The sequence below is a fragment of the Serratia sp. Sp408 genome, assembly GCF_057180665.1.
Map to the genome: position 1 here is coordinate 152029 of NZ_JBXUFT010000009.1, position 23777 is coordinate 175805.

Below are 23777 nucleotides of genomic sequence, written 5' to 3' on the forward strand. Positions count from 1 at the left end.
TCCCTGATTAATCGACGTTAATCGAATCGGTTATTGGTAGTCGCCGATCGGCACACAGGAGCAGAACAGATTGCGGTCGCCATAAACGTCATCAAGACGCTTCACGGTCGGCCAATACTTGTTCTCGCGTACCGCCAGCGACGGGAATACCGCCAGCTCGCGGCTATAGGCATGTTGCCATTCGCCAACCAGCTCCGCCTGCACGTGTGGCGCATTGACCAGCGGGTTGTCGTCCAGTGGCCATTCGCCCTGCTGTACGCGATCGATTTCTGCACGGATCGCCAGCATCGCGTCGATAAAGCGGTCCAGCTCGACTTTGCTTTCTGATTCGGTCGGTTCCACCATCAGCGTGCCGGCAACCGGGAACGACATGGTCGGCGCGTGGAAACCGTAGTCGATCAGGCGCTTGGCGATGTCCATTTCGCTGATGCCGGTTTCATCCTTCAGCGGGCGAATGTCCAGAATACATTCATGCGCCACGCGATGATCGCGGCCGGTATACAGCACCGGATAGGCATCCTTCAGGCGGGTAGCGATATAGTTGGCGTTGAGGATCGCCACCTGGCTCGCCTGCTTCAGCCCTTCGGCCCCCATCATGCGAATGTACATCCAGCTGATAGGTAAAATCGATGCGCTGCCGAACGGTGCCGCAGACACCGCACCCTGCTGAGTCGTAACGCCGTCGATTTGCACCACGCTGTGCCCCGGAACAAACGGTGCCAGGTGCGCCTTGACGCCGATTGGCCCCATGCCCGGGCCGCCGCCGCCGTGCGGGATACAGAAGGTTTTATGCAGGTTAAGGTGCGATACATCCGCGCCGATATAGCCCGGCGTGGTGATGCCCACCTGCGCGTTCATGTTGGCGCCGTCAAGATAGACCTGACCGCCGAACTGATGAACGATTTGGCATACTTCGCGGATGGTTTCTTCGTACACGCCGTGGGTCGACGGGTAGGTCACCATGATACAGGACAGTGCTTCGCCGGCCTGCTCGGCCTTGACGCGCAGGTCATGCAGATCGATGTTGCCGTTCTTGTCGCAGGCCACCACTACCACGCTCATGCCGGCCATTTGCGCCGACGCCGGGTTGGTGCCGTGCGCCGAACTTGGGATCAGGCATACGTGACGGCCGGCTTCGTTACGGCTTTCATGATAGCGACGGATCGCCAGCAGACCGGCGTATTCGCCCTGAGCGCCGGAGTTCGGCTGCATACAGATGGCGTCATAACCGGTCAGTTGCACCAGCCACTGGGACAGCTGGCCGATCATCTGCTGATAGCCTGCCGCCTGTTCTGCCGGGCAGAACGGGTGCATGTCGGAAAACTCCGGCCAGGTGATCGGGATCATCTCTGCCGCAGCGTTCAGCTTCATGGTACAGGAGCCCAGCGGGATCATCGCCTGGTTCAACGCCAGATCCTTGCGTTCCAGACGATGCATATAACGCATCATCTCGGTTTCGCTGTGGTAGCTGTTGAATACCGGATGACTGAGGATCGGCTCCTGGCGCAGCATCGCTGCCGGGATCGATGCACTCGCGGTGCTCACCGCCGCGTCCAGCGCGTCAATGTCCAGACCGTGGTCGTCGCCGGCCAGGACGGCAAACAGCGTTTGCACGTCTTCGCGCGACGTCGATTCGTCAAGGGTAATGCCCACCGCACCGTGAATGTCGGTGCGCAGGTTGAGGCCGAAGCTTAGCGCGCGATCCAGCACCGCCGCCTTGTCCTTGACCTCAACGGTCAGGGTGTCGAACCAGGTGGCGTGACGCAGCAGCAGGCCGGCCTGCTGCAAGCCGGCAGCCAGAATGTCGGTCAGGCGATGAATGCGCCCGGCGATGCGCTGCAGGCCTTGCGGGCCATGGTACACCGCGTACAGGCTGGCGATGTTGGCCAGCAGCACCTGCGAAGTACAGATGTTCGAGTTGGCCTTTTCACGGCGGATATGTTGCTCACGGGTTTGCATCGCCATACGCAGCGCGGTGTTACCGGCGGCATCGCGTGACACGCCGATGATACGGCCCGGCATCGAGCGCTTGAACTCGTCGCGGCAGGCAAAGAACGCGGCATGCGGGCCGCCGTAGCCCATTGGCACGCCAAAGCGCTGCGCAGAGCCGAATACCACGTCGGCGCCCTGTTTGCCCGGCGCGGTCAACAGCACCAGCGCCATGATGTCGGCAGCGACGCTGGTGATGATTTTGCGCGACTTCAATTCGGCCAGCAATGCGCTGTAATCGTGCAGTTCGCCGGTGGTACCGACCTGCTGCAACAGCACGCCGAACACGCCTTCCAGCTCGAGCACTTTTTCGGCTTTGTCGACGATCACTTCAAAATTGAAGGTTTCGGCACGGGTACGCACCACGTCCAGCGTCTGCGGATGCACGTCGTCCGCCACAAAGAAGCGGTTGGCGTCCTTCAGCTTGCTGGCGCGCTTGGCCAGCGCCATCGCTTCGGCGGCTGCGGTTGCTTCGTCCAGCAGCGACGCGGACGCCAGGTCGAGACCGGTCAGATCCAGCGTCACCGTCTGGAAGTTCAGCAGCGCTTCCAGGCGCCCCTGCGACACTTCCGGCTGATATGGCGTGTAGGCGGTGTACCAGCCGGGGTTTTCCAGCATATTGCGCAGGATCACCGGCGGCGTCAGTACCGAGCTGTAGCCCATGCCGATATAGGATTTGTAGCGCTGATTCTGACCGGCAATCGCCTTCAGCTCGGCCAGCGCCTGATGTTCAGTGACCGCATCGCCAACCGGCGGCGGCCCCGGCAGTTGAATGTCTGCCGGCACAATCTGTTGGATCAGCGCGCTGAGCGAGCGTGCGCCCACCGCTGCCAGCATCTCCTGCTGTTGTTGCGCAGAAGAGCCGATGTGGCGTTCGATGAACGCTTCGCTGTGTTCAAGTTGGCTGAGTGTCTGAGTCATTGCTACAAATTCCTGAATGCTTGCGTGGTACGGGATATAGCGTGAACTAAAACGCCCCGGTCGGCTGACCTGGGGCGTGGTGGTGATTATTCGTCGATCGACGCCTGGTAGCCGGCGGCATCCAGCAGCTTGCCCAGTTCGCCGGCATCGGAGGCTTTGATGCGGAACAGCCAGCCGTCGCCATAAGGTTCGCTGTTGACCAGCTCCGGCGAACCGTCCAGCGCGTCGTTGACCGCGATGACTTCACCGCTGATTGGCGCATAGATGTCGGACGCGGCCTTCACCGATTCGGCCACCGCGCAGTCGTCGCCTGCCGCGACGGTTGTGCCTACGTCAGGCAGGTCGACAAACACCATGTCGCCTAACAGTTCCTGTGCGTGTTCGGTGATGCCCACCACGTATTCGCCGTTGCCTGCGTCGCGCACCCACTCGTGAGAGGTCGCGTATTTCAATTCTGTTGGTACATTGCTCATCGCCCGAACTCCTTCAAAATAAATAATGTCTCCGCGTGTTTCACACCGCGTTATCACCGACGGCGTAAACCCTGCGGAATAGCCAATAATGATTTAATTTATCAGTGATTTGCCGGCGCGAACAAAGCCAGGCTTGGTCACTTTGACCGGCATTTCACGGTTGCGGATCTGCACGATGGCCTGCTCGCCGATGCCGGCCGGCACGCGCGCCAGCGCAATGCTGAAACCAAGCGTGGGCGAAAACGAACCGCTGGTGATAATTCCTTCGTGGATCTGGCCGCCGGCGTCGGTGAAACGCACCGGCAACTCATTACGTAATACGCCTTTTTCCGTCATGATCAAGCCGACCAGTTGCTCGGTGCCCTGCTCACGCTGCTGCTCCAGCGCGTCGCGCCCAATGAACTGGCGGTCCTGCGGCTCCCAGGCGATGGTCCAGCCCATGTTGGCCGCCAGCGGAGAAACGCCTTCGTCCATTTCCTGCCCATACAGGTTCATGCCGGCTTCCAGACGCAGCGTATCGCGCGCGCCCAACCCGGCCGGCTTGACGCCCGCTGCCAGCAACTGCTGCCAGAATTCGGCGGCCTGCGCCTTCGGCAGCGCAATCTCGTAGCCGGCTTCGCCGGTATAACCGGTGGTGGCAATGAACAGATCGTCGGCCTGAACGCCGAAGAACGGCTTCATGCCCTCGACGGCCTGCTTTTGTTGCGTGCTGAACAAGGTGGCGGCACGCTCTTTGGCCTGCGGCCCCTGCACGGCGATCAGCGCCAGATCGTCACGAACCGTCAGCGCAACGCCGTACGGCGCCGCGTGTTGCTCGATCCAGGCCAGGTCTTTGTCGCGGGTGGCGGAGTTCACCACCAGGCGGAAATAGTCTTCGCTGAGGAAATAAACGATCAGGTCGTCGATCACGCCGCCGGAGGCGTTAAGCATCCCGGTGTACAGCGCCTTGCCTGGCTGGGTCAGCTTGGCGACGTCATTGGCCAGCAGATAACGCAGGAATTCGCGGGTACGCGCACCGTGCAGATCGACAATGGTCATGTGGGAGACATCGAACATACCGGCATCCTGCCGCACGGCGTGGTGTTCATCAATCTGGGAGCCGTAGTGCAACGGCATCATCCAGCCGTGAAAATCGACCATGCGCGCACCGCACGCCAGGTGCTGGTCGTACAGTGGGGTTTGCTTTGCCATCTTATCCCTCTCCACAATGATTAACCGGGTATCAAATGCCGCGCAGAACGTTGCCAAAAAGCCCGTCAACCGCCGCGACGCAAACGATACCTTTTATCCGAACTTATCACCGAACGACCACATTAACCATAAGTTAAAATAGGCTCAGACCGCTCGGCGAGCGCTAAAATGCCGCGCTAGTGTGCAGAGTTTTTCACTGGAAAAATGCGCCTCATGGCACAAAATCAACAATTAAAGTGGCAAAATGACGATGTTATATAACAAATGCGTCATGGCTGGCGGAATTTTGACTTTTGATAACCGACCATTGAATTAGAAAAACTAATGCAAAAAATTGGGTGAAATTAGTTTATTTCAAATGAAGGGTATTATAAGGAGGATTTATGACACCACGCTGTTTTGCTGATGAAAACAGCGTGGTCGTCGAGAGAAGAATACGGCGGAGTTTGCCGGCAGCGAGAGGCCGGCACAGCCGGACGGCTAGGCCAGCCACTCCGGCAAGTCATTGAGCCCCATCGCCTGACGCACCAGTTTCGGCTTTACGCCCGGCAGGCTGTCCGCCAACCGCAGCCCCAGGTCACGCAGCAGTTTTTTGGCCGGGTTATTGCCGTCAAACAGTTCACGGAAGCCCTGCATGCTGGCCAGCATCACCGCCGCACCGTGCTTGCGGCGGCGCTCGTAGCGGCGCAGATACAGGTGCTGGCCAAGATCCTTGCCCTGACGTTGCAGGCGCTTCAGTTCGGCGATCAACTCCGCCGCGTCCATAAAGCCGAGGTTGACCCCCTGCCCAGCCAACGGGTGTACGGTGTGGGCCGCATCGCCCACCAGCGCCAGTCGGTGACCGGCAAAATTACGCGCATAGCGGCCGGTCAGCGGGAAGGTCAGCCGTTCACTTTCCACCGAGCACGCCCCGAGACGCATGTCGAAGGTGATGCCCAGCTCGCGGTTGAACTGCTCCGGCGGCAACTGTTGCAAGCGCTCGGCTTCTTCCGGCGCCACCGACCAGACGATCGAACACAGATGCGGATCGCTGAACGGCAGAAACGCTAAAATACCGTCGCCGTGAAACACCTGCCGCGCGGTCGCCAGATGCGGCTCTGCGGTGCGGATGGTGGCGACCAGCGCGCTATGGCGATAGTCCCAGAAGGTCAACGGGATGTCGGCATGCTGGCGTAGCCACGAATGGGCACCGTCGGCCCCCACCACCAACCGGGCGCTCAGCATGCGGCCGTCGTCCAGCGTAATGAACGCGTCGTTTTCGCCCCATGCCACCTGTTTCAACGCCGCCGGAGTAATCAGGGTCAGATCCGACGACGCCTGCGCCTTGCGCCACAGCGCCTGCTGAATCACGTCGTTTTCAATAATGTGGCCAAGATGGCTGAATCCGCATTCATCGCCGCTGAAGGCAATTTTGCCGAAGCTGTCGCGATCCCACACTTCCATCGCGTTGTACGCGCTGGCGCGCAGTTGCAGAATCTCATCCCATACGCCTATCTGTTGCAGCAGACGTTCGCTGGCGGCATTAATGGCGGAAACGCGCAGCGCCGGCTGTTGCGGCGGCGGCGACATGTCCGGCTGATGATGCTCCAGCACCGCAACCCGCAGGCCACTGCCCTGCAAGCCGCAGGCCAATGCCAGCCCGACCATACCGCCACCGGCGATAACCACATCAAATGATTGCATGCTGCTTGATTCCTTAAAAACGCATTAAATATTAGCGATCGACCCAGCCCAGAGTACGCTTGGCAAACGCATCGCGTACCGGCGACAGGTGTTCCATCGCCATCAGACCCAGATTGCGCCCCACCACCAACGGCGCATAGCGATTGGCGAACAGGGCAATCAGGCCGTCGGTGACGCCGACCGTCGCCTGCTGGTCTTGCTGCCGCCGCTGTTGGTAATGGCTCAGCAGCGTAAAGGCGCCAAGATCTTCGCCACGTTCTGCCGCTGCGGCCAGGGTTTCCGCCAGCGACATCACGTCACGCAGACCCAGGTTAAATCCCTGCCCGGCTATCGGGTGCAGCGTTTGTGCGGCATTGCCCACCAGCGCCAGGCGATGGGTGACGTGCTGGTTGGCGGTGAGCAGGCTGAGCGGGTAGCTGTGGCGTTTGCCGACCTTCAGCATACGCCCCAGACGCCAGCCGAACGCCTGTTGCAGTTCGGTTAGAAACTGCGCGTCGCTCCAGCCGTCGACCCGCTCACGATCGTCCCGCGCATGACACCATACCAACGAACTGCGGCCGTGACTCATTGGCAACAGCGCCAGCGGCCCGTGGCGGGTAAAGCGCTCGAAAGCTCGCCCTTGCGGATCCTGTTCGGTGGTGAGGTTGGCGATGGTGGCGAACTGCGGATAATCCCGTTGCTGCCAGTGCATATTGCACGCCTGCGCCAACGCAGAACGCGAGCCGTCCGCGGCGACCAGCAATTGACCACTCAAACGCTGGCCATTATCCAACCGCACCTCGGCATGATCGACGCTGCGCTGCACCTCCAGCACCCTGGCCGGACAGTGCAAGGTTACGCCTGGCGCCTTGTCCAGCAGTGCAAACAGCCGCTGACCGGCGTCGTGCAGTTCAATCACCTGGCCAAGCGCTGCGACCTGATAATCCCGTGCGCGCAGATTGACGAAACCGGCATGACCGCGATCGCTAACGTGCACGTGGGTAATCGCAGTCGCGCAATCACGCAACGCCGGCCAGACGCCGATACGTGCCAACTGCTGGCAGGTCCCCTGCGCCAGGGCAATCGCCCGCGCGTCAAATCCCGGATGCGAACGATCGTCCGGCTGCGTCGCCTCGATCAGATCGACCTTTACCTTTCCCTGACTCAGCGACGATAGCGCCAGCGCCAACGTCGCACCGGCCATGCCGCCACCAACAATGATTACGCTCATGTTATCTCGCCGCCGCCATCAGCGCTTCGATGGCATCGGCATCTTTCACCACTTGCGCGGTCAGGTTTTCATTACCGTCGGCGGTGATCAGAATGTCATCTTCGATACGAATACCGATGCCGCGATACTCCGCTGGCACCTCGGCGTCCGGGGCGATGTACAGGCCTGGCTCAACCGTCAGCACCATGCCCGGCTCCAGCAGGCGATCGCGGCTTGGCGTGCCATAGTGACCCACATCGTGAACGTCCAGCCCCAGCCAGTGGCTCAGGCCATGCATAAAGAACTGGCGATGTGCCTGCTCGGCGATCAACTGCTCTACGTCGCCTTTCATCACCCCCAGGCCAACCAGGCCCTTGACCATGATGCGCACCACCTCGTCATTCACCTGACGAATGCTTGTGCCCGGTTTGAAGGCCTCAAGCGCATAGTGCAACGACGCCAGCACGATGTCATACACCGCGCGCTGCGGCTGGCTGAACCTGCCGTTAACCGGGAAGGTGCGGGTAATGTCACCCGCATAGCCCTGATACTCGCAACCGGCGTCGATCAGCACCAGATCGCCGTCGCGCATTTCGCTTTCGTTTTCGGTGTAGTGCAGGATACAGCCGTTTTCGCCGCTGCCAACGATGGTGTTATAAGCCGGGTAACGCGCACCCAGGCGGGTAAACTCGTGGTGTATTTCCGCTTCCAACTGATATTCAAACATCCCCGGGCGGCATTTTTCCATCGCCCGAGTGTGCGCCTGCGCGCTGATTTCGCCGGCGCGACGCATCACAGCGAGCTCTTCCGCCGACTTGAACAGCCGCATATCATGCAGCCACGGCCGCCAGTCGGTTACGCTGGCCGGCGCCTGCAGGTTCTGGCGGAATCCGTTGCGCAGCCGCTCCAGTGCGGCAAACAGAATGGCATCCGCATAGGCATATTCGCCCTGTGCGTGATACACCACGTCCAGGCCGTTCAGCAGCAGATGCAGTTGGTCATTGATCTCATCAAACGGCAACGCGCGATCGACGCCAAGTTTGGCCGGCGCAGCGTCCTGTCCCAGGCGACGACCAAACCAGATTTCCGCCGTCAGATCGCGTACCCGGTTGAACAATACGCTGTGATTATGCGTCTCGTCGCTTTTCACCAGAATCAATACCGCTTCCGGCTCATTAAAGCCGGTAAGGTAGTAAAAATCGCTGTTCTGACGGTAAGGATATTCTGAATCTGCACTGCGCGTTGCTTCCGGCGCCGAGAAAATCACTGCCGCACTGGCTGGCGCCATTTTCGCCAATAGCGCCTGTCGGCGATGCTGGTATTCCTGCTGAGTCATGTCCCTCTCCTGAAATCTGTCTGCTGCTGGTGAGCGATACGCGAATAACCTGCGGTTTAGTGTAGCGTGGGTTTGACGTTTTCCGGCGCGGTCGGCTTGCGGCGGCTGAATTCGGTATGGCACAGGATCGCCGCGACGCGCACGTACTCCACCACCTCTTCCAGCGACTGCTCCAGCTCTTCCTGGTCTTCGTCTTCGTCGTAGCCCAGTTGCGCGATGTTACGCAGATCGTCAATCGCCTCGCCCACTTCGTCCTTCACCTGCGCCAGCTTCGGCTGCATCATCCCCAGGCCAAGCAGGAAGTGGTTCACCCAGCCCGCCAGCGCGTCGGCGCGTTCGAATACCGTCACCGCCTCACCGTCCGGCATCATCAGCTGGAACATAAACTCATCGTCTTCCAGCGTTTCGCGAGTGATTTCATACAGTTGTTGCAGTGGCAGACTCAACGCCTGCGGAAAGGCCACGCCGTCGTTGGTCAGGTCGTGCATCAGCGTTTGCCAGCTGGCATCACGATTGCCGCCGCACAGCATGCCGCTGAGCAGGCCGTGCATTTCGGCTGCGGTCAATGCCACCGACTGGCCCTTGAGGGCGACGGTCAAAGATTGGTAACTTGGAAATGTATTCTGTATAGACATGCGTATTCGTCATCGTTGGCAGGATAAGTTCGTGTTATGCTACCACCAAGGTCCGTGGTTATACCAGATAAGCACGCCCCTGCAGTGGCTAGTTATAATCGGTATGTGCTAGGGTTCACTTGGTGCCGTCCGGGATAAAAATGGCGTTATGTCCGCATTTTGACACCGTTTTTTGACTGGCGCCGTGCCGCACAGTAGATTACAACCAGGTACTGATAAAAAGGGGTTGTATCTCGGTACTAGGGTATATATAGTGTCGCCCGCTTCGGCAGACCGAGGCTGGCGCGAAATTTAGGCAGGAAGGTGGCATGTCTGCACAACCGGTAGATATTCAAATTTTTGGCCGCTCGTTAAGAGTCAATTGCCCGCCAGAACAACAAGATGCGTTGAACATGGCGGCGGACGATCTTAACCAACGGTTGCAAGATCTTAAAGTTCGCACTAGAGTCACAAATACTGAGCAGTTGGTTTTCATCGCCGCTTTGAATGTTTGTCACGAACTTGCACAAGAACGCTTGAAAACGCGCGATTATGCGGCCAATATGGAACAACGCATCCGCATGCTGCAACAGACCATTGAACAAGCGCTGCTTGAACAAGGTCGCATCGCTGACCGTCAGGATGCACAATTCGAATAACTTAAGTTGTTGAAGCGACAGCGTCGACAATGAGTAAAAAATTTCTCTGAGATGTTCGCCAGCGGGCCAGTCCCCTGAGCCGATATTTAGTACCAACAGAATGTGATGCTCCGCGATCGGTGTGCATGCTCGCCCGTCGAGAAGCCTTAAGATTGCGACAGCACGTTCACCTTGAACCATGGGTTCAAGGGTTACAGCCTGCGACGGCATCTCGGAGATTCCCTTCATTGCGGTTTATGGGGCCACCCATCACAACGCGCCATGCAAACTATGCCTTTTCAACCTCAGTTCGCCGCACAACGGCAAGCCATTCGTAACCATATCCGTCAGCAACGCCGAGCGTTAACCCCTGAATCACAAAAGCTGTTTGCCGAACAGATCGCCGATCGCATTGCCACTCATCCGCGCATTGCCGCTGCACAGCGCATTGCGGCATTCCTGTCGTTTGACGGTGAGCTCGACACCCGGCCGCTGATCGAACGCCTGTGGCAGATGAACAAGCAGCTGTATCTGCCGGTGTTGCACCCGTTCAGCGCCGGACATTTGCTGTTCTTGCGCTATAGCGCCGAAACGCCGATGACGCACAACCGTTTCAACATTGCTGAACCGCAGCTCGACGTACGCAACGTGTTGCCAACCCGGCAGTTGGACATCGTATTGGCGCCACTGGTGGCCTTCGATCACACCGGACAGCGGCTGGGGATGGGCGGCGGATTTTACGATCGCACACTGCAGCACTGGCAGCACGGCGGCCCTTACCCGATCGGGCTGGCGCACGATTGCCAGCAGGTCGACGCCTTGCCGGCAGAGCATTGGGATATACCGTTGCCGGAGATTATCACCCCGTCAACGGTCTGGGCGTGGCAGATCGTCGAATAACAAAAAGGCCGGACAAAGCCGGCCTTGGGGATGGTCACGTTAGCACAACCCGGGTTACAGCAGCAGACGGGCGCGGATAGTGCCCTGAATGGCCTTCATACGCTGCAGTGCCGCGTCGGCACGTTCGGTTTCCGCTTCGACATCAATCACCACATAGCCGATTTCCGGGCCGGTTTGCAGATACTGCGCCGCAATGTTGACGCCCTCTTCCGCAAAGATCTGGTTAATCTGCGTCAGCACGCCAGGACGGTTTTGGTGAATATGCAGCAGACGGCTGGCGCTCGGGCCATGCGCCGGCAGCGACACTTCCGGGAAGTTGACCGCAGACAGCGTAGAGCCATTGTCGGAGTACTTCGCCAGTTTGCCGGCCACTTCATCACCGATATTTTCCTGCGCTTCCTGCGTGGAGCCACCAATGTGTGGCGTCAGGATCACGTTATCAAACTCACACAGCGGCGAATTGAACGGATCGCTGTTGGTTGCCGGTTCTTCCGGGAACACATCGATCGCCGCGCCCGCCAGATGATTGCTGGCCAACGCATCGCACAGCGCAGGAATATCCACCACGGTACCGCGTGAGGCGTTGATCAGGATCGCGCCCGGCTTCATCAGCGCCAGCTCTTCCTGGCCCATCATGTTCCTGGTCGACAGCGTTTCCGGTACGTGCAGCGTCACCACGTCGCTCATGTTCAGCAGGTCCGACAGATGACGTACCTGTTGCGCATTGCCCAACGGCAGCTTGTTTTCGATGTCGTAGAAGAACACTTTCATCCCCAGCCCTTCAGCCAGGATGCCCAGTTGGGTACCGATATGGCCATAGCCAATGATACCGAGCTTTTTGCCGCGCGCTTCAAACGACCCGACGGCCAGTTTGTTCCACACGCCACGGTGCGCTTTGGCGTTGGCGGAAGGAATGCCACGCAGCATCAGCAATAGCTCGCCCAGCACCATTTCAGCCACGGATCGGGTATTGGAGAATGGCGCGTTAAACACCGGAATACCGCGTTTGGTCGCCGCTTGCAAATCAACCTGGTTGGTACCGATGCAGAAACAGCCTACCGCAACCAGTTTCTCGGCGGCAGCAAAAACCTCTTCGGTCAGATGCGTACGCGATCGAATGCCGATGAAGTGAGCATCGCGGATCGATGCCTTAAGCGATTCGGTGTCTAATGCACCTTTATGGTATTCAATGTTGGTATAACCGGCAGCGCGCAGGTTATCTACCGTACTCTGATGAACCCCTTCCACTAACAGGAACTTAATCCTGTCTTTCTCCAATGATACTTTTGCCATTTACCCGACCCTATGTTCAGACTTCAGAAGCGGCTGCGTTATCCAGATCCAGCCTGTTTTCACGTTGGCTTGCCATGGCTGCGCCTCAGCGCCAGGTGCCTGGGCATGGCTCGCTCGCCTGCCGCCGTGTTGCCACGTAAAAATTTCGCTACAAATGGAACAGCACCGCACCAACATAACAAAAATAACGCCAGCGGCAATACAAACGATTGCCTGCCCATCAGCACAAGGCCAAGGGCTGTCGGTCGATTCTGGTGGAAAATGCTATAGGGAAAGAAATTAACGGAAGCTTAACGGAAATTATTACCAAGATGTGACATATGTCACCAAATTCGCCGTCATAAATAAAACATGTTTTCTGCCATAAATTATGCCGAACGCGGCCCGGACGGTTTGCCAATGCTCAACGCGACGGAACACGCCGCACAGCGGCGGCGATTGCCCGGGCCACAGCGGCTAACGGCTTATTTGACCACCTTGACCCCGTCGGAGGTGCCGATCAGCGCAATGTCGGCGCCACGATTGGCAAACAGCCCAACGGTGACCACGCCGGCGATGCCGTTGATCTTATTTTCCAGCGCGATGGCATCAACAATTTGCAGATTATGTACGTCGAGGATCACGTTGCCGTTATCGGTCACCACGTTCTGGCGGTATTCCGGCAGTCCGCCGAGCTTCACCAGTTCGCGCGCGACATAGGAACGCGCCATCGGGATCACTTCTACCGGCAGTGGGAATTTCCCCAGCACGTCAACCTGTTTGGAGGCGTCAGCAATGCAAATGAACTGGCGTGCAATGGCCGCGATGATTTTCTCCCGCGTCAGCGCCGCGCCGCCGCCCTTGATCATCTGCATATGGCCGTTGATCTCATCGGCACCGTCGACGTAAATATCCAGCACGTCAACTTCATTGCTGTCGAACACCGGGATCCCCAGGCTTTTCAGCTTGGCGGTCGAGGCGTCGGAACTGGATACTGCGCCCTTGATCTGATGTTTGATCGACCCCAGCGCGTCGATAAAGTGCGCCGCGGTAGAACCGGTCCCCACCCCGACGATGGTATCCGGTTTGACATATTCCAGCGCCGCCCAGCCTACCGCTTTTTTCAGTTCATCCTGCGTCATGGTATTTACATTGCCTATGTACGAAAACGTGTGCGTATTATAAGGTAATTCGCTGTTTTGCACTCCGGCAGGATCACAAATTGTGGCATAGTGCCTAAATCAAACGACTTTAAGGGATATCTCTCCGATGAAACGCCCAGACTATAGAACGCTACAGGCGCTGGACGCGGTGATCCGTGAGCGCGGCTTTGAGCGCGCGGCACAAAAACTCTGCATCACTCAATCGGCGGTATCTCAACGCATTAAACAGTTGGAAAACCTGTTCGGCCAGCCATTGCTGGTCCGTACCGTGCCGCCGCGCCCTACCGAACAGGGGCAGAAACTGCTGGCCCTGCTGCATCAGGTCGAGCTGTTGGAAGAGGAGTGGCTGGGTAACGATACCGGCGTTGATACGCCGCTGCTGCTGTCGCTGGCGGTCAACGCCGACAGTCTGGCCACCTGGTTGCTGCCGGCGCTCAAACCGGTGCTGGCGGATTCGCCAATTCGCCTGAATCTGCAGGTGGAAGATGAAACCCGCACCCAGGAACGCCTGCGCCGCGGCGAAGTGGTCGGCGCGGTCAGTATCCAACCGCAGCCGCTGCCGAGCTGTCTGGTGGATCAGCTTGGCGCGCTGGATTATCTGTTCGTCGCCTCGCCGGGCTTTGCCGAGCGTTATTTCCCCAACGGCGTAACCCGCTCCGCGCTGCTGAAAGCGCCGGCGGTGGCCTTCGATCATCTCGACGACATGCACCAGGCCTTTTTACAGCAAAACTTCGACCTGTCGCCGGGTAGCGTGCCGTGCCACATCGTCAACTCGTCCGAAGCCTTTGTGCAACTGGCGCGACAAGGCACCACCTGCTGTATGATCCCGCACCTGCAAATAGAAAAAGAGCTGGCGTCCGGTGAACTGATCGATCTGACCCCGGGGCTGTTTCAGCGCCGCATGCTGTTCTGGCACCGCTTTGCACCGGAAAGCCGCATGATGCGCAAGGTGACCGATGCGTTGCTGGCGCACGGGCATCAGGTGTTGCGTCAGGACTAAAAAGAAAAGGTTCGCCGTAGCGAACCTTTCATTATTTGCTGCTGCGGCGCGTTACTGCGCTGCGTTACGCTGCAGTTCAAACACCACATCCACCTGATCGTCAAAGTGAATGCTTTGCTGTTCGTAGGTTTGCGCGGCGCTGTTTTCCGGCGCGTCGCTGGCGGCTTTATACATGCGCGCCACTGGCATTGGCTGGTAGTTGGCGACGTGATAGCGAATGCTGTAAACCGGACCCAGTTTGGCTTTAAAGCCCTGAGCCAGTGAAGCAGCCTGCTGGGTGGCGTTTTCAATCGCCTTCGCGCGCGCCTGCTGGCGGTAAACGTCCGGGTTGGCAACCCCCAGCTCAACGGCACGGATCTCGTTCAGGCCAGATTTCAGCGCCCCATCCAGCAGTTCGTTCAACTTGTCCAGTTTACGCAGCGTCACCTGTACCTGACGCACCGCGCGGTAGCCTTTCAGCACCGACTCGCCGGTTTTCAGGTAGTCGTATTCCGGCTGCGTGCGCAGATTGGCGGCGCTGATGTCTTTCTTCTCAATGCCGTTTTTTTGCAGGAAGTCGAAATATTGCGCCACGCGCTCATCAACCTGTTTCTTGGCCTGTGCCGCATCCTTGGAGGACACGCTGACTTCAATTGCCAGCGTTGCGATATCCGGGGTAGCGTCGACGCTGGCGGTGCCAGAGGTGACCACATGTGGCCCTTCTGGTACTTCCGCCGCATGCAGCGCCACAGGCAGCGTCCCTAATCCAACCATTGCGGCCATAGCCAATGCTTTAAGCTTCACAGTGTCTCCTTAATGACAGGCTGTTCTGATTCCCCGCCGATCATCCTCAACCGACAGCCAACCGAAAGCAAATTTGCAGAAATTTACTCAAGCGACTGAAGATAGGGACAACAGCGGGTTCTTTGCCATCAAACGTAGCATATCGCGCGGTGTTTTAAATTCGGATTAGTGACAAATTCTTGTTAATGAGCGCCCTGCCACGCCAACTGAGCGGCAATCAGCCACATTACCACGCCAACCAGAAGATTGATGATCCGTTGCGCCAGCGGGGTATTCAGCCACGGCGCCAGCCAGGCGGCCAGCAATGCCAGCGCAAAGAACCAGACGATCGACGCGCTGACGGCGCCAATGGCAAACCAGGAACGCACCTCCGGCGCCAACTGCCCACCCAGGCTGCCAAGCACCACAAAGGTGTCCAGATAGACATGGGGATTCAGCCAGGTGACCGCCAGCATGGTAACCACCAGACGCCAGCGGCTCTGCTTCATCTCCTGTGCGCTGGTCAAGGCAAACTGTTGGCTGAAGGCGGAGCGAAACGCCCCCCAGCCGTACCACAGCAGGAACGCCACCCCGCCCCAGGTCACCAACGTCAACAGCAGCGGCGACCGCCCCAGCAGCGCGCTGCCGCCGAAAATACCGGCGCAGATCAGCACGATGTCACTCAGCGCGCACAGCGAGGCGACCATCAGATGATATTGTCGACGGATCCCCTGATTCATCACAAAAACGTTTTGTGGGCCGAGCGGCAGGATCATCGCGGCGCTCAGGGCAAAGCCCTGTAAAAAGACGGTTAACATGCTGTTCCTCTGAAAGGTCAAAAAGCGCCTGACGAGGGCGCATACGGGTCAATACGCGCATCATACGAGGGGATGATCATTAGGGGAAATGGATAGTTCTAATCCTGCATTAGCCAAACTGATTAGAGCGTCGGACGATAAAAAAAGGGAGCCGAAGCTCCCTTATGTCGTTCTATCTGCAGGTTATTCCGCCGGTTTGGCCGGCGCCTTTTCGATATGGCGCACGTGGACATCCATCTGCGGATACGGGATACCGATGCTGTTGGCATCCAGCTGACGCTTGAAGTTTTCCATCAGATCGAAGTACACGTCCCAGTATTGGGCGTTGGTGGTCCATGAGCGAGTGACGAAGTTCAGCGAAGAGGCCGCCATCTCGTTCAGGCGCACGGTAACGCCTTTCTCGTGCATGATGCGCTTGTCGGCAGCAATCACGTCGTTCAGCACTTTCTTCACCAGATCGATATCGGCGTCGTAAGCCACGCCAACCACGATGTCTACCCGGCGATTGGGTTCGCGCGAATAGTTGATGATATTGCCGGCGATGATTTTACCGTTCGGCACCACGATGGTTTTGTTATCTGGGGTGCGCATGGTAGTGGAAAAAATCTGCACCTGATCGACGGTGCCGGCAATACCGCCCAGATCGACGTACTCACCGGCACGGATCGGACGGAAGGCCACCAGCAGCACGCCGGCGGCAAAGTTGGACAGCGAACCCTGCAACGCCAGGCCAACCGCCAGACCGGCGGCACCGAGCACCGCGATAACCGAGGTCGTCTGCACGCCTACCCGGCCCAATACGGCAATAAAGGTGAACGCCAGGATGCTGTAACGCGCCATCGCGGACAGGAAATCGGCAACCGTGGCATCAATACCACGCAGTTTCATCACCCGGTTCAGCGCATTACCGACCATGCGGGCAATAATCGACCCCACGATCAAGATGGCGATTGCCGCGACCACGTTTACCGCATACTGAATCAATAAATCCTGGTTTTTCACCAGCCAGTTACTGGCACTGTTAATGCCGTTTACTACGTTGAGATCTTCCATTCTAACGTCCTACTTTAAAGCTCCCCGAGGGAGAAATAGCAACAGCATCGGTCTATCCGATGCGCAAACCACCCGCATAAGGGTAACCAACAATGTTGTGCGATGCCAATTTTGGCAAAAAAACATCGCGGGCAACATCAAAACCGCGCCAAAAAACAAAGGCTCCCCGAAGGGAGCCTTTGTGCGTCGAGCGAACGGTGCGACATAGCACACCGGGCAAACGGATTACAGAACGTCGATGGCGTTCAGATCTTTGAATGCCTGCTCCAGACGAGTCACCATGCTGGTTTGCGCAGCGCGCAGCCAGACACGTGGATCGTAGTATTTCTTGTTCGGCTGATCGGCGCCTTTCGGGTTACCCAATTGGCTTTGCAGATAACCTTCGTTTTGTTTGTAATATTGCAGGATGCCGTCCCAGGTCGCCCATTGGGTATCGGTATCGATGTTCATTTTGATCACGCCGTAGCTGACGGACTCTTTGATCTCTGCATCGCTTGAACCGGAACCGCCGTGGAACACGAAGTTCAGGCTGTTGTGCGGCAGGTTGTATTTCTTGGACACGTAGTCCTGAGAATCACGCAGAATGGTTGGCGTCAGCTTGACGTTGCCTGGCTTGTACACGCCATGTACGTTGCCGAAGGAGGCAGCGATGGTGAAGCGCGGGCTGATGGCGTTGAGTTTTTCGTACGCGTAAGCCACGTCTTCCGGTTGGGTATACAGCGCAGAAGCGTCCATGTGGCTGTTGTCCACGCCGTCTTCTTCGCCGCCGGTACAACCCAGTTCGATTTCCAGCGTCATGCCCAGCTTCGCCATGCGTGCCAGGTACTTGCTGCAGATTTCGATGTTTTCTTCCAGCGACTCTTCAGACAGGTCGATCATGTGGGAAGAGAACAGCGGTTTACCGGTCGCGGCAAAGTGCTTCTCGCCGGCATCCAGCAGGCCGTCGATCCATGGCAGCAGTTTCTTCGCACAGTGGTCGGTATGCAGGATAACCGGCACGCCGTAGTGTTCAGCCATCTGATGAACGTGATGCGCACCGGAGATTGCGCCCAGAATCGCTGCGCCCTGTGGCACGTCAGTTTTCACGCCTTTGCCAGCGATGAACGCGGCGCCGCCGTTGGAGAACTGAACGATGACAGGTGAACGCACTTTCGCCGCAGCTTCAAGCACCGCGTTGATGGAGTCGGTACCCACACAGTTGACAGCTGGCAGCGCAAAGTTGTTCTCTTTGGCTACTGCGAATACTTTCTGAACGTCATCACCCGTGATGACACCCGGTTTTACGAAATCAAAAATTTTAGACATGTTACTTTGTCCTGTTTCGTCGGCCGTTATACCCTTCATCGTTCAAGACGTAGCGGCGTTGGCATCCCGTACCTGCCTCGCCTGTCCGGCAGTGCCGGCTGGCGAGAGGTCGTTCTTTCGCCGCCAGCCACATCTCGAAATCCGTTGGGTAGAGATGGTGGTAAATCGATTTTTCATACCGCACTACCGTAGCAGAGCGGTATAAAACAAACGGGCGGCTTTCGCCTCCCGTTGTCAGAATTACTGCTTAGCGCGTTGTTCCAGCATCACCACTGCAGGCAGCTGTTTCCCTTCAACGAATTCCAGGAACGCACCGCCGCCGGTGGAGATGTAGGAGATCTTGTCAGCAATACCGAACATGTCGATCGCTGCCAGAGTGTCGCCGCCGCCCGCAATCGAGAAAGCATCGCTTTCTGCAATGGCGCGTGCAACGATTTCGGTGCCCTTACGGAAGTTAGGGAACTCGAATACGCCAACCGGACCATTCCACAGAATGGTTTTGGCGTTCTTCAGGATAACGGCCAAACGCTCGGCTGAGACGTCGCCCATATCCAGAATCTGCTCGCTGTCCTGGATTTCGTTCGCCTGTTTTACCGTTGCTGCGGCAGTTTCGGAAAACTCGGTGGCTACGCGCACATCGGTTGGCACCGGAATGTCGCAGGTTTCCAGCAGCTTTTTGGCGTTCGGGATCAAATCAGGTTCATACAGTGACTGGCCGACATTGTTGCCTTGCGCGGCAACGAAGGTGTTGGCAATGCCGCCGCCGACGATCAGCTGGTCGGCGATTTTGGACAGGGAGTCCAGCACGGTCAGTTTGGTCGACACTTTAGAGCCGCCGACGATGGCAACCATTGGGCGCGCAGGTTCTTTCAGCGCTTTGCCCAGGGCTTCCAGTTCGCCAGACAGCAACGGACCAGCACAGGCTACCGGCGCGAACTTGCCCACGCCGTGGGTAGAGGCCTGCGCACGGTGTGCGGTACCGAACGCGTCCATCACATACACGTCGCACAGTGCCGCATATTTCTTGGACAGGGTTTCGTCGTCTTTTTTCTCGCCCTTGTTGAAGCGCACGTTTTCCAGCACTACCAGCTCGCCTTCGGCCACGTCAACGCCATCCAGGTAGTCCTTTGCCAGACGTACCGGGTTTTTCAGATGGTCTTTCAGGTAGTTAACCACCGGCAGCAGCGAGAACTCTTCGTTGTACTCGCCTTCGGTCGGACGGCCCAGGTGGGAGGTCACCATAACGCGGGCGCCTTGCTTCAGCGCAGCTTCGATAGTCGGCAGGGAAGCGCGGATACGCGCATCGGAAGTCACTTTGCCGTCTTTTACCGGTACGTTCAGATCGGAACGAATCAGAACGCGTTTTCCCGCCAGATCCAGATCGGACATCTTGATTACAGACATGGTGAACCCTCTTGGTTGATTCTCTATAAGCTATAAAGTTGCCTGAGTGGCGCATCGTCGCGGATGCCGCCGTACTAGAAACCGCTTGCGGCCATTGCCCGTGTTGTATCCAACATCCGGTTGGCAAAGCCCCATTCATTGTCGCACCAGACCAAGGTCTTGATCAGGTGCTGACCGCTGACCCGCGTCTGGGTACCATCGACGATGGCGCTGTGCGGGTCATGGTTAAAATCAATCGAGACTAATGGTAGTTCTGTATAGTCAACTATACCACGAAATGATCCCTGTGCGGCCTTTTGCAACAACTGGTTGACCTCTGCCACCTTCACCGCCGCGCTGACGCTGACGCTGAGATCGATGGCGGTAACGTTGATGGTCGGTACGCGCACCGAGATCGCTTCAAAACGATCGCAAAACTGCGGAAAGATGCGGGTAATCCCTGCGGCCAGCTTGGTATCGACCGGAATAATCGACTGGCTTGCCGCACGGGTACGGCGCAAATCTGCGTGATAGGCGTCTATCACTGGCTGATCGTTCATCGAGGAGTGGATGGTGGTCACGGTGCCGGATTCGATACTGTAGGCATCGTCCAGCAGCTTGATGACCGGAATAATGCAATTGGTGGTGCAGGAGGCGTTGGACACGATGCGATGATCCGCCTGCAGCGTCTGGTGATTGACACCAAATACCACGGTAGCGTCCAGATCGTTGCCGCCCGGGTGCGCAAACAGAACTTTCTTTGCTCCGGCGGCCAGATGCGCCTCGCCATCCGCCCGACTGCCGTAAACCCCGCTGCAGTCGAGCACCACGTCTACCCCCAGCTCCCCCCACGGCAAACGCTCTACCGCCGGCTGGTGCAGCAGACGAATGCTATCGTCGCCCACGCTCAGCACATCGCACTCCTGGCGAACGTCCCAGGCAAAGCGCCCATGGCTGGAGTCGTATTTCAACAGGTGCGCCATGCCTTCGGCATTCGCCAGCTCGTTGATTGCCACCACGGTGATTTCTGCTCGTCGCCCCGATTCATACAGTGCGCGTAAAACGCTGCGGCCAATACGGCCAAAGCCGTTTATCGCTATGCGGATGGTCATGCTGCTCCCTGAAGAAGGCCATTCCCGCCGGTGCTGACGCCGGATGGGGTGGCGCTGACTGGTTATCATGCTAACCTGCATAGAGTACTTTAGCGCACTGCCTGCTGTGAATCGCTGCGTTGCATTATTCGTAAACCCTGTTACCGCCAACAACCGCTCTCTCTAGCCTTTCAGCGAGTTATTCACCCTAACTGAAACGCTTCAGCCGAGCATAAACCAAAGTTTTTCGAAAAGGAACAGCCCCGACAGTCCGGCTGTTAACTGGGCGGTATTTTGCGAAAATAAAATGATCTAGCGCACATTTTCAGTCACCCTGAATCCCTATCTTGGGGATGACCATAATCCACTACAAGGAGTTAAAATGAGTGAAGTCAAAATTGTTGCCACGCTGACCCCGTTCCCCGAGCACGTCGACGCAGTGAGAAAAGCGGCGCGCGCCATGGTCGCCCCAACCCATCTGGAGCCGGGTTGCCTGCAGTACGATTGCCACGAATCCCAGGAAACCAACGTCAAAGAGCTGGAGAAGCCCGGCAAGGTCTCGTTTGTGTTTATTGAACGCTGGGCGTCGGTAGACGATCTGAAAAAGCACATCGCCATGGACTATCACGATCGCTTCCTCGAGGAACTGGACGGCAAGCTGGAAAGCCTGAACGTGCAACGATTGACCCAGTTGGAAAAGTCGAAATAAAGCGAACGCTTGAACAAGGGCGCGACGCGCCCTTGTGACACTAGCGGCTGAACAAGTATTCCGCCTGCGGTGCGGCACCGCCGTAATGCCGTTCAAAATACTGCCGCAAAAACTCCACCGTCACCCGCACCTTGGCCGAGGTCGCCAAGCGTGAAACATATACCGCCCAAATATTCGCAGACTGATAATAATCGGACAGAATATGCACCAGTTTGCCGCTGGCGATGTTTTCCTGCACGTCCCAATAGGAGCGCAGCGCCACCCCCTGCCCGTCGAGACACCACTGGTGTACGATTTCGCCATGATTGGAGGCCAGCGCGCCGGTAACCTTGATGGTCTCCTCGCCGCCAGGGCCTTGCAGACGCCAGATGCCGAACGGCATATCGCGCTCCTTGATCACCAGACAGGCGCGGCCCGACAGCTCGTTCAGCGTTTTCGGCATGCCGTGGCGCGCCAGATACGCCGGCGAAGCGCACAGAATACGCCGGTTATCCGCCAGCTTGCGTGCGATCAGGTTCGGCGCGATGTCGTCGCCGACGCGAATATCCAGATCGAATCCCTCGCTCACCAGATCCACCAGCCGGTCGGACACGTCCAGCCGCAGCTCCAAGCGTGGATACTGCGTCGCCAGCACCGACAGCGCCGGGGCGATAAAACGCCGGCTGAAGCCATGGCTGCTGACAATCCGCAGCGTGCCTTGCGGTTCCTGACGAATGGTGGAGACTTCATCCATCATGTGATCAACATCGTTGAGAATACGTTGCGCCCATTCATAAATGCGCTCGCCGTCTTCGGTTATCGCCACCCGCCGCGTGGTACGGTGCAACAATGAAACGCTCAACGCCTTTTCCAGCAAGGCGATGCGTTTGCTGATGAACGCCGGCGATACCCCCATTTCCTCTGCGGCGGCGGCAAAACCCGCCCGACGCGCCACCAGCACAAACACCCGTAAATCACTCAGCAGGGGCATATTATTCATGATACGTGTTTTATGTTTCACCATTCAGCGGATTGATTAACGGTTAGTCAATTATAGGATGGTAGCGGTGTCAATCCTCCCGACCTATAAGTGAGACCTCTGATGAACAAAACCTACAAAATCGCGGCGATCCCGGGCGACGGCATCGGCCAGGAAGTATTACCGGAAGGCCTGCGCGTCATGCAGGCGGCGGCAGCCAAATGGGATCTTGCGCTGGAGTTTGTCACCTTTGACTGGGCCAGCTGCGATTATTATCTGCAACATGGTCAGATGCTGCCGGATGACTGGTTCGAACGATTACAGGGCTTTGATGCCATTTACTTCGGCGCCGTCGGCTGGCCGGACAAAGTGCCCGATCACGTGTCGCTGTGGGGCTCGCTGCTGAAGTTTCGCCGCGACTTCGATCAATACGTCAACCTGCGCCCGGTACGCCTGTTCCCCGGCGTCGCCTGCCCGCTGGCCAACAAAAAGCCCGGTGACATTGACTTTTACGTGGTACGGGAAAACACCGAAGGCGAGTACTCGTCGCTCGGCGGGCGCATGTTCGAAGGCACCGAACGTGAGATGGTGGTGCAGGAATCGGTGTTTACCCGTCAGGGGGTGGATCGCATTCTACAATACGCCTTTGAACTGGCGCAGCAGCGGCCGCGCAAATCCCTTACCGCCGCCACCAAATCCAACGGCATGGCCATCAGCATGCCCTACTGGGACGAACGCGTCGCGGCCATGGCGCAGCATTACCCTGATATCCGCTGGGACAAGCAGCATATCGACATCCTCTGCGCCCGCTTCGTGCTGAACCCGGAGCGTTTCGACGTGGTCGTCGCCTCCAACCTGTTCGGCGATATTCTGTCGGATCTCGGCCCGGCCTGTACCGGTACTATCGGTATTGCGCCATCCGCCAACCTCAACCCGCAGCGCGACTTCCCGTCGCTGTTCGAGCCGGTGCACGGCTCCGCGCCAGATATTTATGGCCAGAACATTGCCAATCCGATCGCCATGATTTGGGCCGGTGCGATGATGCTCGACTTTCTCGGCAATGGCGATCGTCGCTACCGTCAGGCGCACGACGATATCCTTGCCGCCATTGAGCGCACCATTGCCAGCGGGCCGCGCACGCCGGATATGCAAGGCGATGCCTCGACCCAGCAGGTCGGCGCGGCGATCGCCGATTTACTGCAATAAAAAAACCCGGCACGTAGCCGGGTTTTCCATCACGCGGGGCGAGCCTGCTCGCCCGCCTGGCGGTTACTTCAACAACGCCCTGGCCTTCGCCACCACGTTGTCGACGGTGAAACCGAACGTCTT

21 protein-coding genes and 1 other RNA gene are annotated in these 23777 nt (G+C 57.9%); 6 read left to right on the forward strand and 16 right to left on the reverse strand.

Going from position 1 to position 23777, the window contains the following annotated elements; genetic code table 11:
- Positions 1-30 precede the first annotated feature (30 nt).
- The 7 genes from gcvP to AC2AXP_RS20835 form a co-directional block, all read right to left on the reverse strand.
- Entirely contained in the window at positions 31-2910 is a 2880-nt protein-coding gene (gene gcvP, locus AC2AXP_RS20805) for an aminomethyl-transferring glycine dehydrogenase (RefSeq protein ID WP_273870744.1), read from the reverse strand.
- 86 nt (positions 2911-2996) lie between these two features.
- Complete coding sequence (gcvH, locus tag AC2AXP_RS20810) at positions 2997-3383, reverse strand: glycine cleavage system protein GcvH (protein WP_004959000.1); 387 nt, start codon at positions 3381-3383, stop codon at positions 2997-2999.
- A gap of 93 nt (positions 3384-3476) precedes the next feature.
- A complete protein-coding gene (gene gcvT / locus AC2AXP_RS20815; RefSeq protein WP_039991772.1) occupies positions 3477-4574 on the reverse strand; it encodes a glycine cleavage system aminomethyltransferase GcvT in 1098 nt (365 codons plus the stop codon).
- Positions 4575-5054: 480 nt separating this feature from the next.
- A complete protein-coding gene (ubiI, locus tag AC2AXP_RS20820; protein WP_004958996.1) occupies positions 5055-6257 on the reverse strand; it encodes an FAD-dependent 2-octaprenylphenol hydroxylase in 1203 nt (400 codons plus the stop codon).
- A 31-nt stretch (positions 6258-6288) separates the two neighbouring features.
- On the reverse strand, positions 6289-7467 hold the full coding sequence (gene ubiH / locus AC2AXP_RS20825; protein WP_004958994.1) for a 2-octaprenyl-6-methoxyphenyl hydroxylase: 1179 nt from the start codon (positions 7465-7467) through the stop codon (positions 6289-6291).
- Between the two features lies 1 nt (position 7468).
- Positions 7469-8782: a Xaa-Pro aminopeptidase gene (gene pepP, locus AC2AXP_RS20830; protein WP_004958992.1), complete on the reverse strand. Its 1314-nt coding sequence runs from the start codon at positions 8780-8782 to the stop codon at positions 7469-7471.
- 56 nt (positions 8783-8838) lie between these two features.
- Entirely contained in the window at positions 8839-9417 is a 579-nt protein-coding gene (locus AC2AXP_RS20835) for a YecA/YgfB family protein (RefSeq protein ID WP_004958989.1), read from the reverse strand.
- Between the two features lie 308 nt (positions 9418-9725).
- On the opposite strand from AC2AXP_RS20835, the gene zapA reads away from it, so the two are divergent.
- From zapA to AC2AXP_RS20850, 3 genes are all read left to right on the forward strand, one after another.
- Positions 9726-10055 carry a cell division protein ZapA gene (gene zapA, locus AC2AXP_RS20840; protein WP_004958986.1) on the forward strand — a complete coding sequence of 110 codons (330 nt, stop codon included), beginning with the start codon at positions 9726-9728 and terminating at the stop codon, positions 10053-10055.
- A 40-nt stretch (positions 10056-10095) separates the two neighbouring features.
- Positions 10096-10277, forward strand: a non-coding RNA gene (gene ssrS / locus AC2AXP_RS20845) — 6S RNA.
- 48 nt (positions 10278-10325) lie between these two features.
- A complete protein-coding gene (locus tag AC2AXP_RS20850) occupies positions 10326-10934 on the forward strand; it encodes a 5-formyltetrahydrofolate cyclo-ligase (RefSeq protein WP_039991769.1) in 609 nt (202 codons plus the stop codon).
- Between the two features lie 54 nt (positions 10935-10988).
- Here the strand turns inward: AC2AXP_RS20850 and serA are convergent, their stop codons facing one another.
- The gene (serA, locus tag AC2AXP_RS20855) at positions 10989-12227 is read right to left on the reverse strand and encodes a phosphoglycerate dehydrogenase (RefSeq protein ID WP_004958982.1); all 1239 of its coding nucleotides are present in this window, start codon (positions 12225-12227) and stop codon (positions 10989-10991) included.
- A 464-nt stretch (positions 12228-12691) separates the two neighbouring features.
- Positions 12692-13348: a ribose-5-phosphate isomerase RpiA gene (rpiA, locus tag AC2AXP_RS20860; RefSeq protein ID WP_004958980.1), complete on the reverse strand. Its 657-nt coding sequence runs from the start codon at positions 13346-13348 to the stop codon at positions 12692-12694.
- 127 nt (positions 13349-13475) lie between these two features.
- On the opposite strand from rpiA, the gene AC2AXP_RS20865 reads away from it, so the two are divergent.
- Positions 13476-14369 (forward strand): LysR family transcriptional regulator ArgP, encoded by an 894-nt coding sequence (locus AC2AXP_RS20865; protein WP_004958979.1) that lies wholly within the window; start codon positions 13476-13478, stop codon positions 14367-14369.
- A 51-nt stretch (positions 14370-14420) separates the two neighbouring features.
- On the opposite strand, the gene AC2AXP_RS20870 is transcribed toward AC2AXP_RS20865, so the two are convergent.
- The 6 genes from AC2AXP_RS20870 to epd all read right to left on the reverse strand — a co-directional run bounded on the left by AC2AXP_RS20870 (position 14421) and on the right by epd (position 20802).
- Entirely contained in the window at positions 14421-15152 is a 732-nt protein-coding gene (locus AC2AXP_RS20870; RefSeq protein WP_071586657.1) for an oxidative stress defense protein, read from the reverse strand.
- Between the two features lie 182 nt (positions 15153-15334).
- Positions 15335-15949 carry an arginine exporter ArgO gene (gene argO / locus AC2AXP_RS20875; protein WP_088499783.1) on the reverse strand — a complete coding sequence of 205 codons (615 nt, stop codon included), beginning with the start codon at positions 15947-15949 and terminating at the stop codon, positions 15335-15337.
- A gap of 183 nt (positions 15950-16132) precedes the next feature.
- The gene (gene mscS, locus AC2AXP_RS20880; protein ID WP_004958970.1) at positions 16133-17002 is read right to left on the reverse strand and encodes a small-conductance mechanosensitive channel MscS; all 870 of its coding nucleotides are present in this window, start codon (positions 17000-17002) and stop codon (positions 16133-16135) included.
- 225 nt (positions 17003-17227) lie between these two features.
- Positions 17228-18307, reverse strand: coding sequence for a class II fructose-bisphosphate aldolase (gene fbaA, locus AC2AXP_RS20885; RefSeq protein ID WP_039991768.1), 1080 nt, complete (start codon positions 18305-18307; stop codon positions 17228-17230).
- Positions 18308-18547: 240 nt separating this feature from the next.
- Entirely contained in the window at positions 18548-19711 is a 1164-nt protein-coding gene (pgk, locus tag AC2AXP_RS20890) for a phosphoglycerate kinase (RefSeq protein ID WP_004958966.1), read from the reverse strand.
- 74 nt (positions 19712-19785) lie between these two features.
- On the reverse strand, positions 19786-20802 hold the full coding sequence (gene epd / locus AC2AXP_RS20895; RefSeq protein ID WP_004958964.1) for an erythrose-4-phosphate dehydrogenase: 1017 nt from the start codon (positions 20800-20802) through the stop codon (positions 19786-19788).
- A gap of 361 nt (positions 20803-21163) precedes the next feature.
- Here epd and AC2AXP_RS20900 point away from each other — a divergent pair, with 361 nt between their 5' ends.
- Entirely contained in the window at positions 21164-21490 is a 327-nt protein-coding gene (locus tag AC2AXP_RS20900) for a putative quinol monooxygenase (RefSeq protein WP_004958962.1), read from the forward strand.
- Positions 21491-21530: 40 nt separating this feature from the next.
- On the opposite strand, the gene AC2AXP_RS20905 is transcribed toward AC2AXP_RS20900, so the two are convergent.
- Complete coding sequence (locus AC2AXP_RS20905; protein ID WP_039992573.1) at positions 21531-22469, reverse strand: LysR substrate-binding domain-containing protein; 939 nt, start codon at positions 22467-22469, stop codon at positions 21531-21533.
- 102 nt (positions 22470-22571) lie between these two features.
- Between AC2AXP_RS20905 and AC2AXP_RS20910 the strand changes: the two genes are divergently transcribed.
- Positions 22572-23654 (forward strand): tartrate dehydrogenase, encoded by a 1083-nt coding sequence (locus AC2AXP_RS20910; protein WP_004958959.1) that lies wholly within the window; start codon positions 22572-22574, stop codon positions 23652-23654.
- Positions 23655-23777: the final 123 nt, after the last annotated feature.

Excerpts from the sequence above, each read along its gene's own strand:
- zapA (WP_004958986.1), top strand. The coding sequence starts at position 9,726 with ATGTCTGCACAACCGGTAGATATTCAAATTTTTGGCCGCTCGTTAAGA.
- ubiI (WP_004958996.1), bottom strand. The coding sequence starts at position 6,257 with ATGCAATCATTTGATGTGGTTATCGCCGGTGGCGGTATGGTCGGGCTG.
- AC2AXP_RS20910 (WP_004958959.1), top strand. The coding sequence starts at position 22,572 with ATGAACAAAACCTACAAAATCGCGGCGATCCCGGGCGACGGCATCGGC.
- argO (WP_088499783.1), bottom strand. The coding sequence starts at position 15,949 with ATGTTAACCGTCTTTTTACAGGGCTTTGCCCTGAGCGCCGCGATGATC.
- gcvP (WP_273870744.1), bottom strand. The coding sequence starts at position 2,910 with ATGACTCAGACACTCAGCCAACTTGAACACAGCGAAGCGTTCATCGAA.
- rpiA (WP_004958980.1), bottom strand. The coding sequence starts at position 13,348 with ATGACGCAGGATGAACTGAAAAAAGCGGTAGGCTGGGCGGCGCTGGAA.
- fbaA (WP_039991768.1), bottom strand. The coding sequence starts at position 18,307 with ATGTCTAAAATTTTTGATTTCGTAAAACCGGGTGTCATCACGGGTGAT.
- pgk (WP_004958966.1), bottom strand. The coding sequence starts at position 19,711 with ATGTCTGTAATCAAGATGTCCGATCTGGATCTGGCGGGAAAACGCGTT.
- mscS (WP_004958970.1), bottom strand. The coding sequence starts at position 17,002 with ATGGAAGATCTCAACGTAGTAAACGGCATTAACAGTGCCAGTAACTGG.
- gcvT (WP_039991772.1), bottom strand. The coding sequence starts at position 4,574 with ATGGCAAAGCAAACCCCACTGTACGACCAGCACCTGGCGTGCGGTGCG.
- AC2AXP_RS20835 (WP_004958989.1), bottom strand. The coding sequence starts at position 9,417 with ATGTCTATACAGAATACATTTCCAAGTTACCAATCTTTGACCGTCGCC.
- AC2AXP_RS20850 (WP_039991769.1), top strand. The coding sequence starts at position 10,326 with ATGCCTTTTCAACCTCAGTTCGCCGCACAACGGCAAGCCATTCGTAAC.
- AC2AXP_RS20900 (WP_004958962.1), top strand. The coding sequence starts at position 21,164 with ATGAGTGAAGTCAAAATTGTTGCCACGCTGACCCCGTTCCCCGAGCAC.
- epd (WP_004958964.1), bottom strand. The coding sequence starts at position 20,802 with ATGACCATCCGCATAGCGATAAACGGCTTTGGCCGTATTGGCCGCAGC.
- gcvH (WP_004959000.1), bottom strand. The coding sequence starts at position 3,383 with ATGAGCAATGTACCAACAGAATTGAAATACGCGACCTCTCACGAGTGG.
- AC2AXP_RS20865 (WP_004958979.1), top strand. The coding sequence starts at position 13,476 with ATGAAACGCCCAGACTATAGAACGCTACAGGCGCTGGACGCGGTGATC.
- serA (WP_004958982.1), bottom strand. The coding sequence starts at position 12,227 with ATGGCAAAAGTATCATTGGAGAAAGACAGGATTAAGTTCCTGTTAGTG.
- pepP (WP_004958992.1), bottom strand. The coding sequence starts at position 8,782 with ATGACTCAGCAGGAATACCAGCATCGCCGACAGGCGCTATTGGCGAAA.
- AC2AXP_RS20905 (WP_039992573.1), bottom strand. The coding sequence starts at position 22,469 with ATGAATAATATGCCCCTGCTGAGTGATTTACGGGTGTTTGTGCTGGTG.
- ubiH (WP_004958994.1), bottom strand. The coding sequence starts at position 7,467 with ATGAGCGTAATCATTGTTGGTGGCGGCATGGCCGGTGCGACGTTGGCG.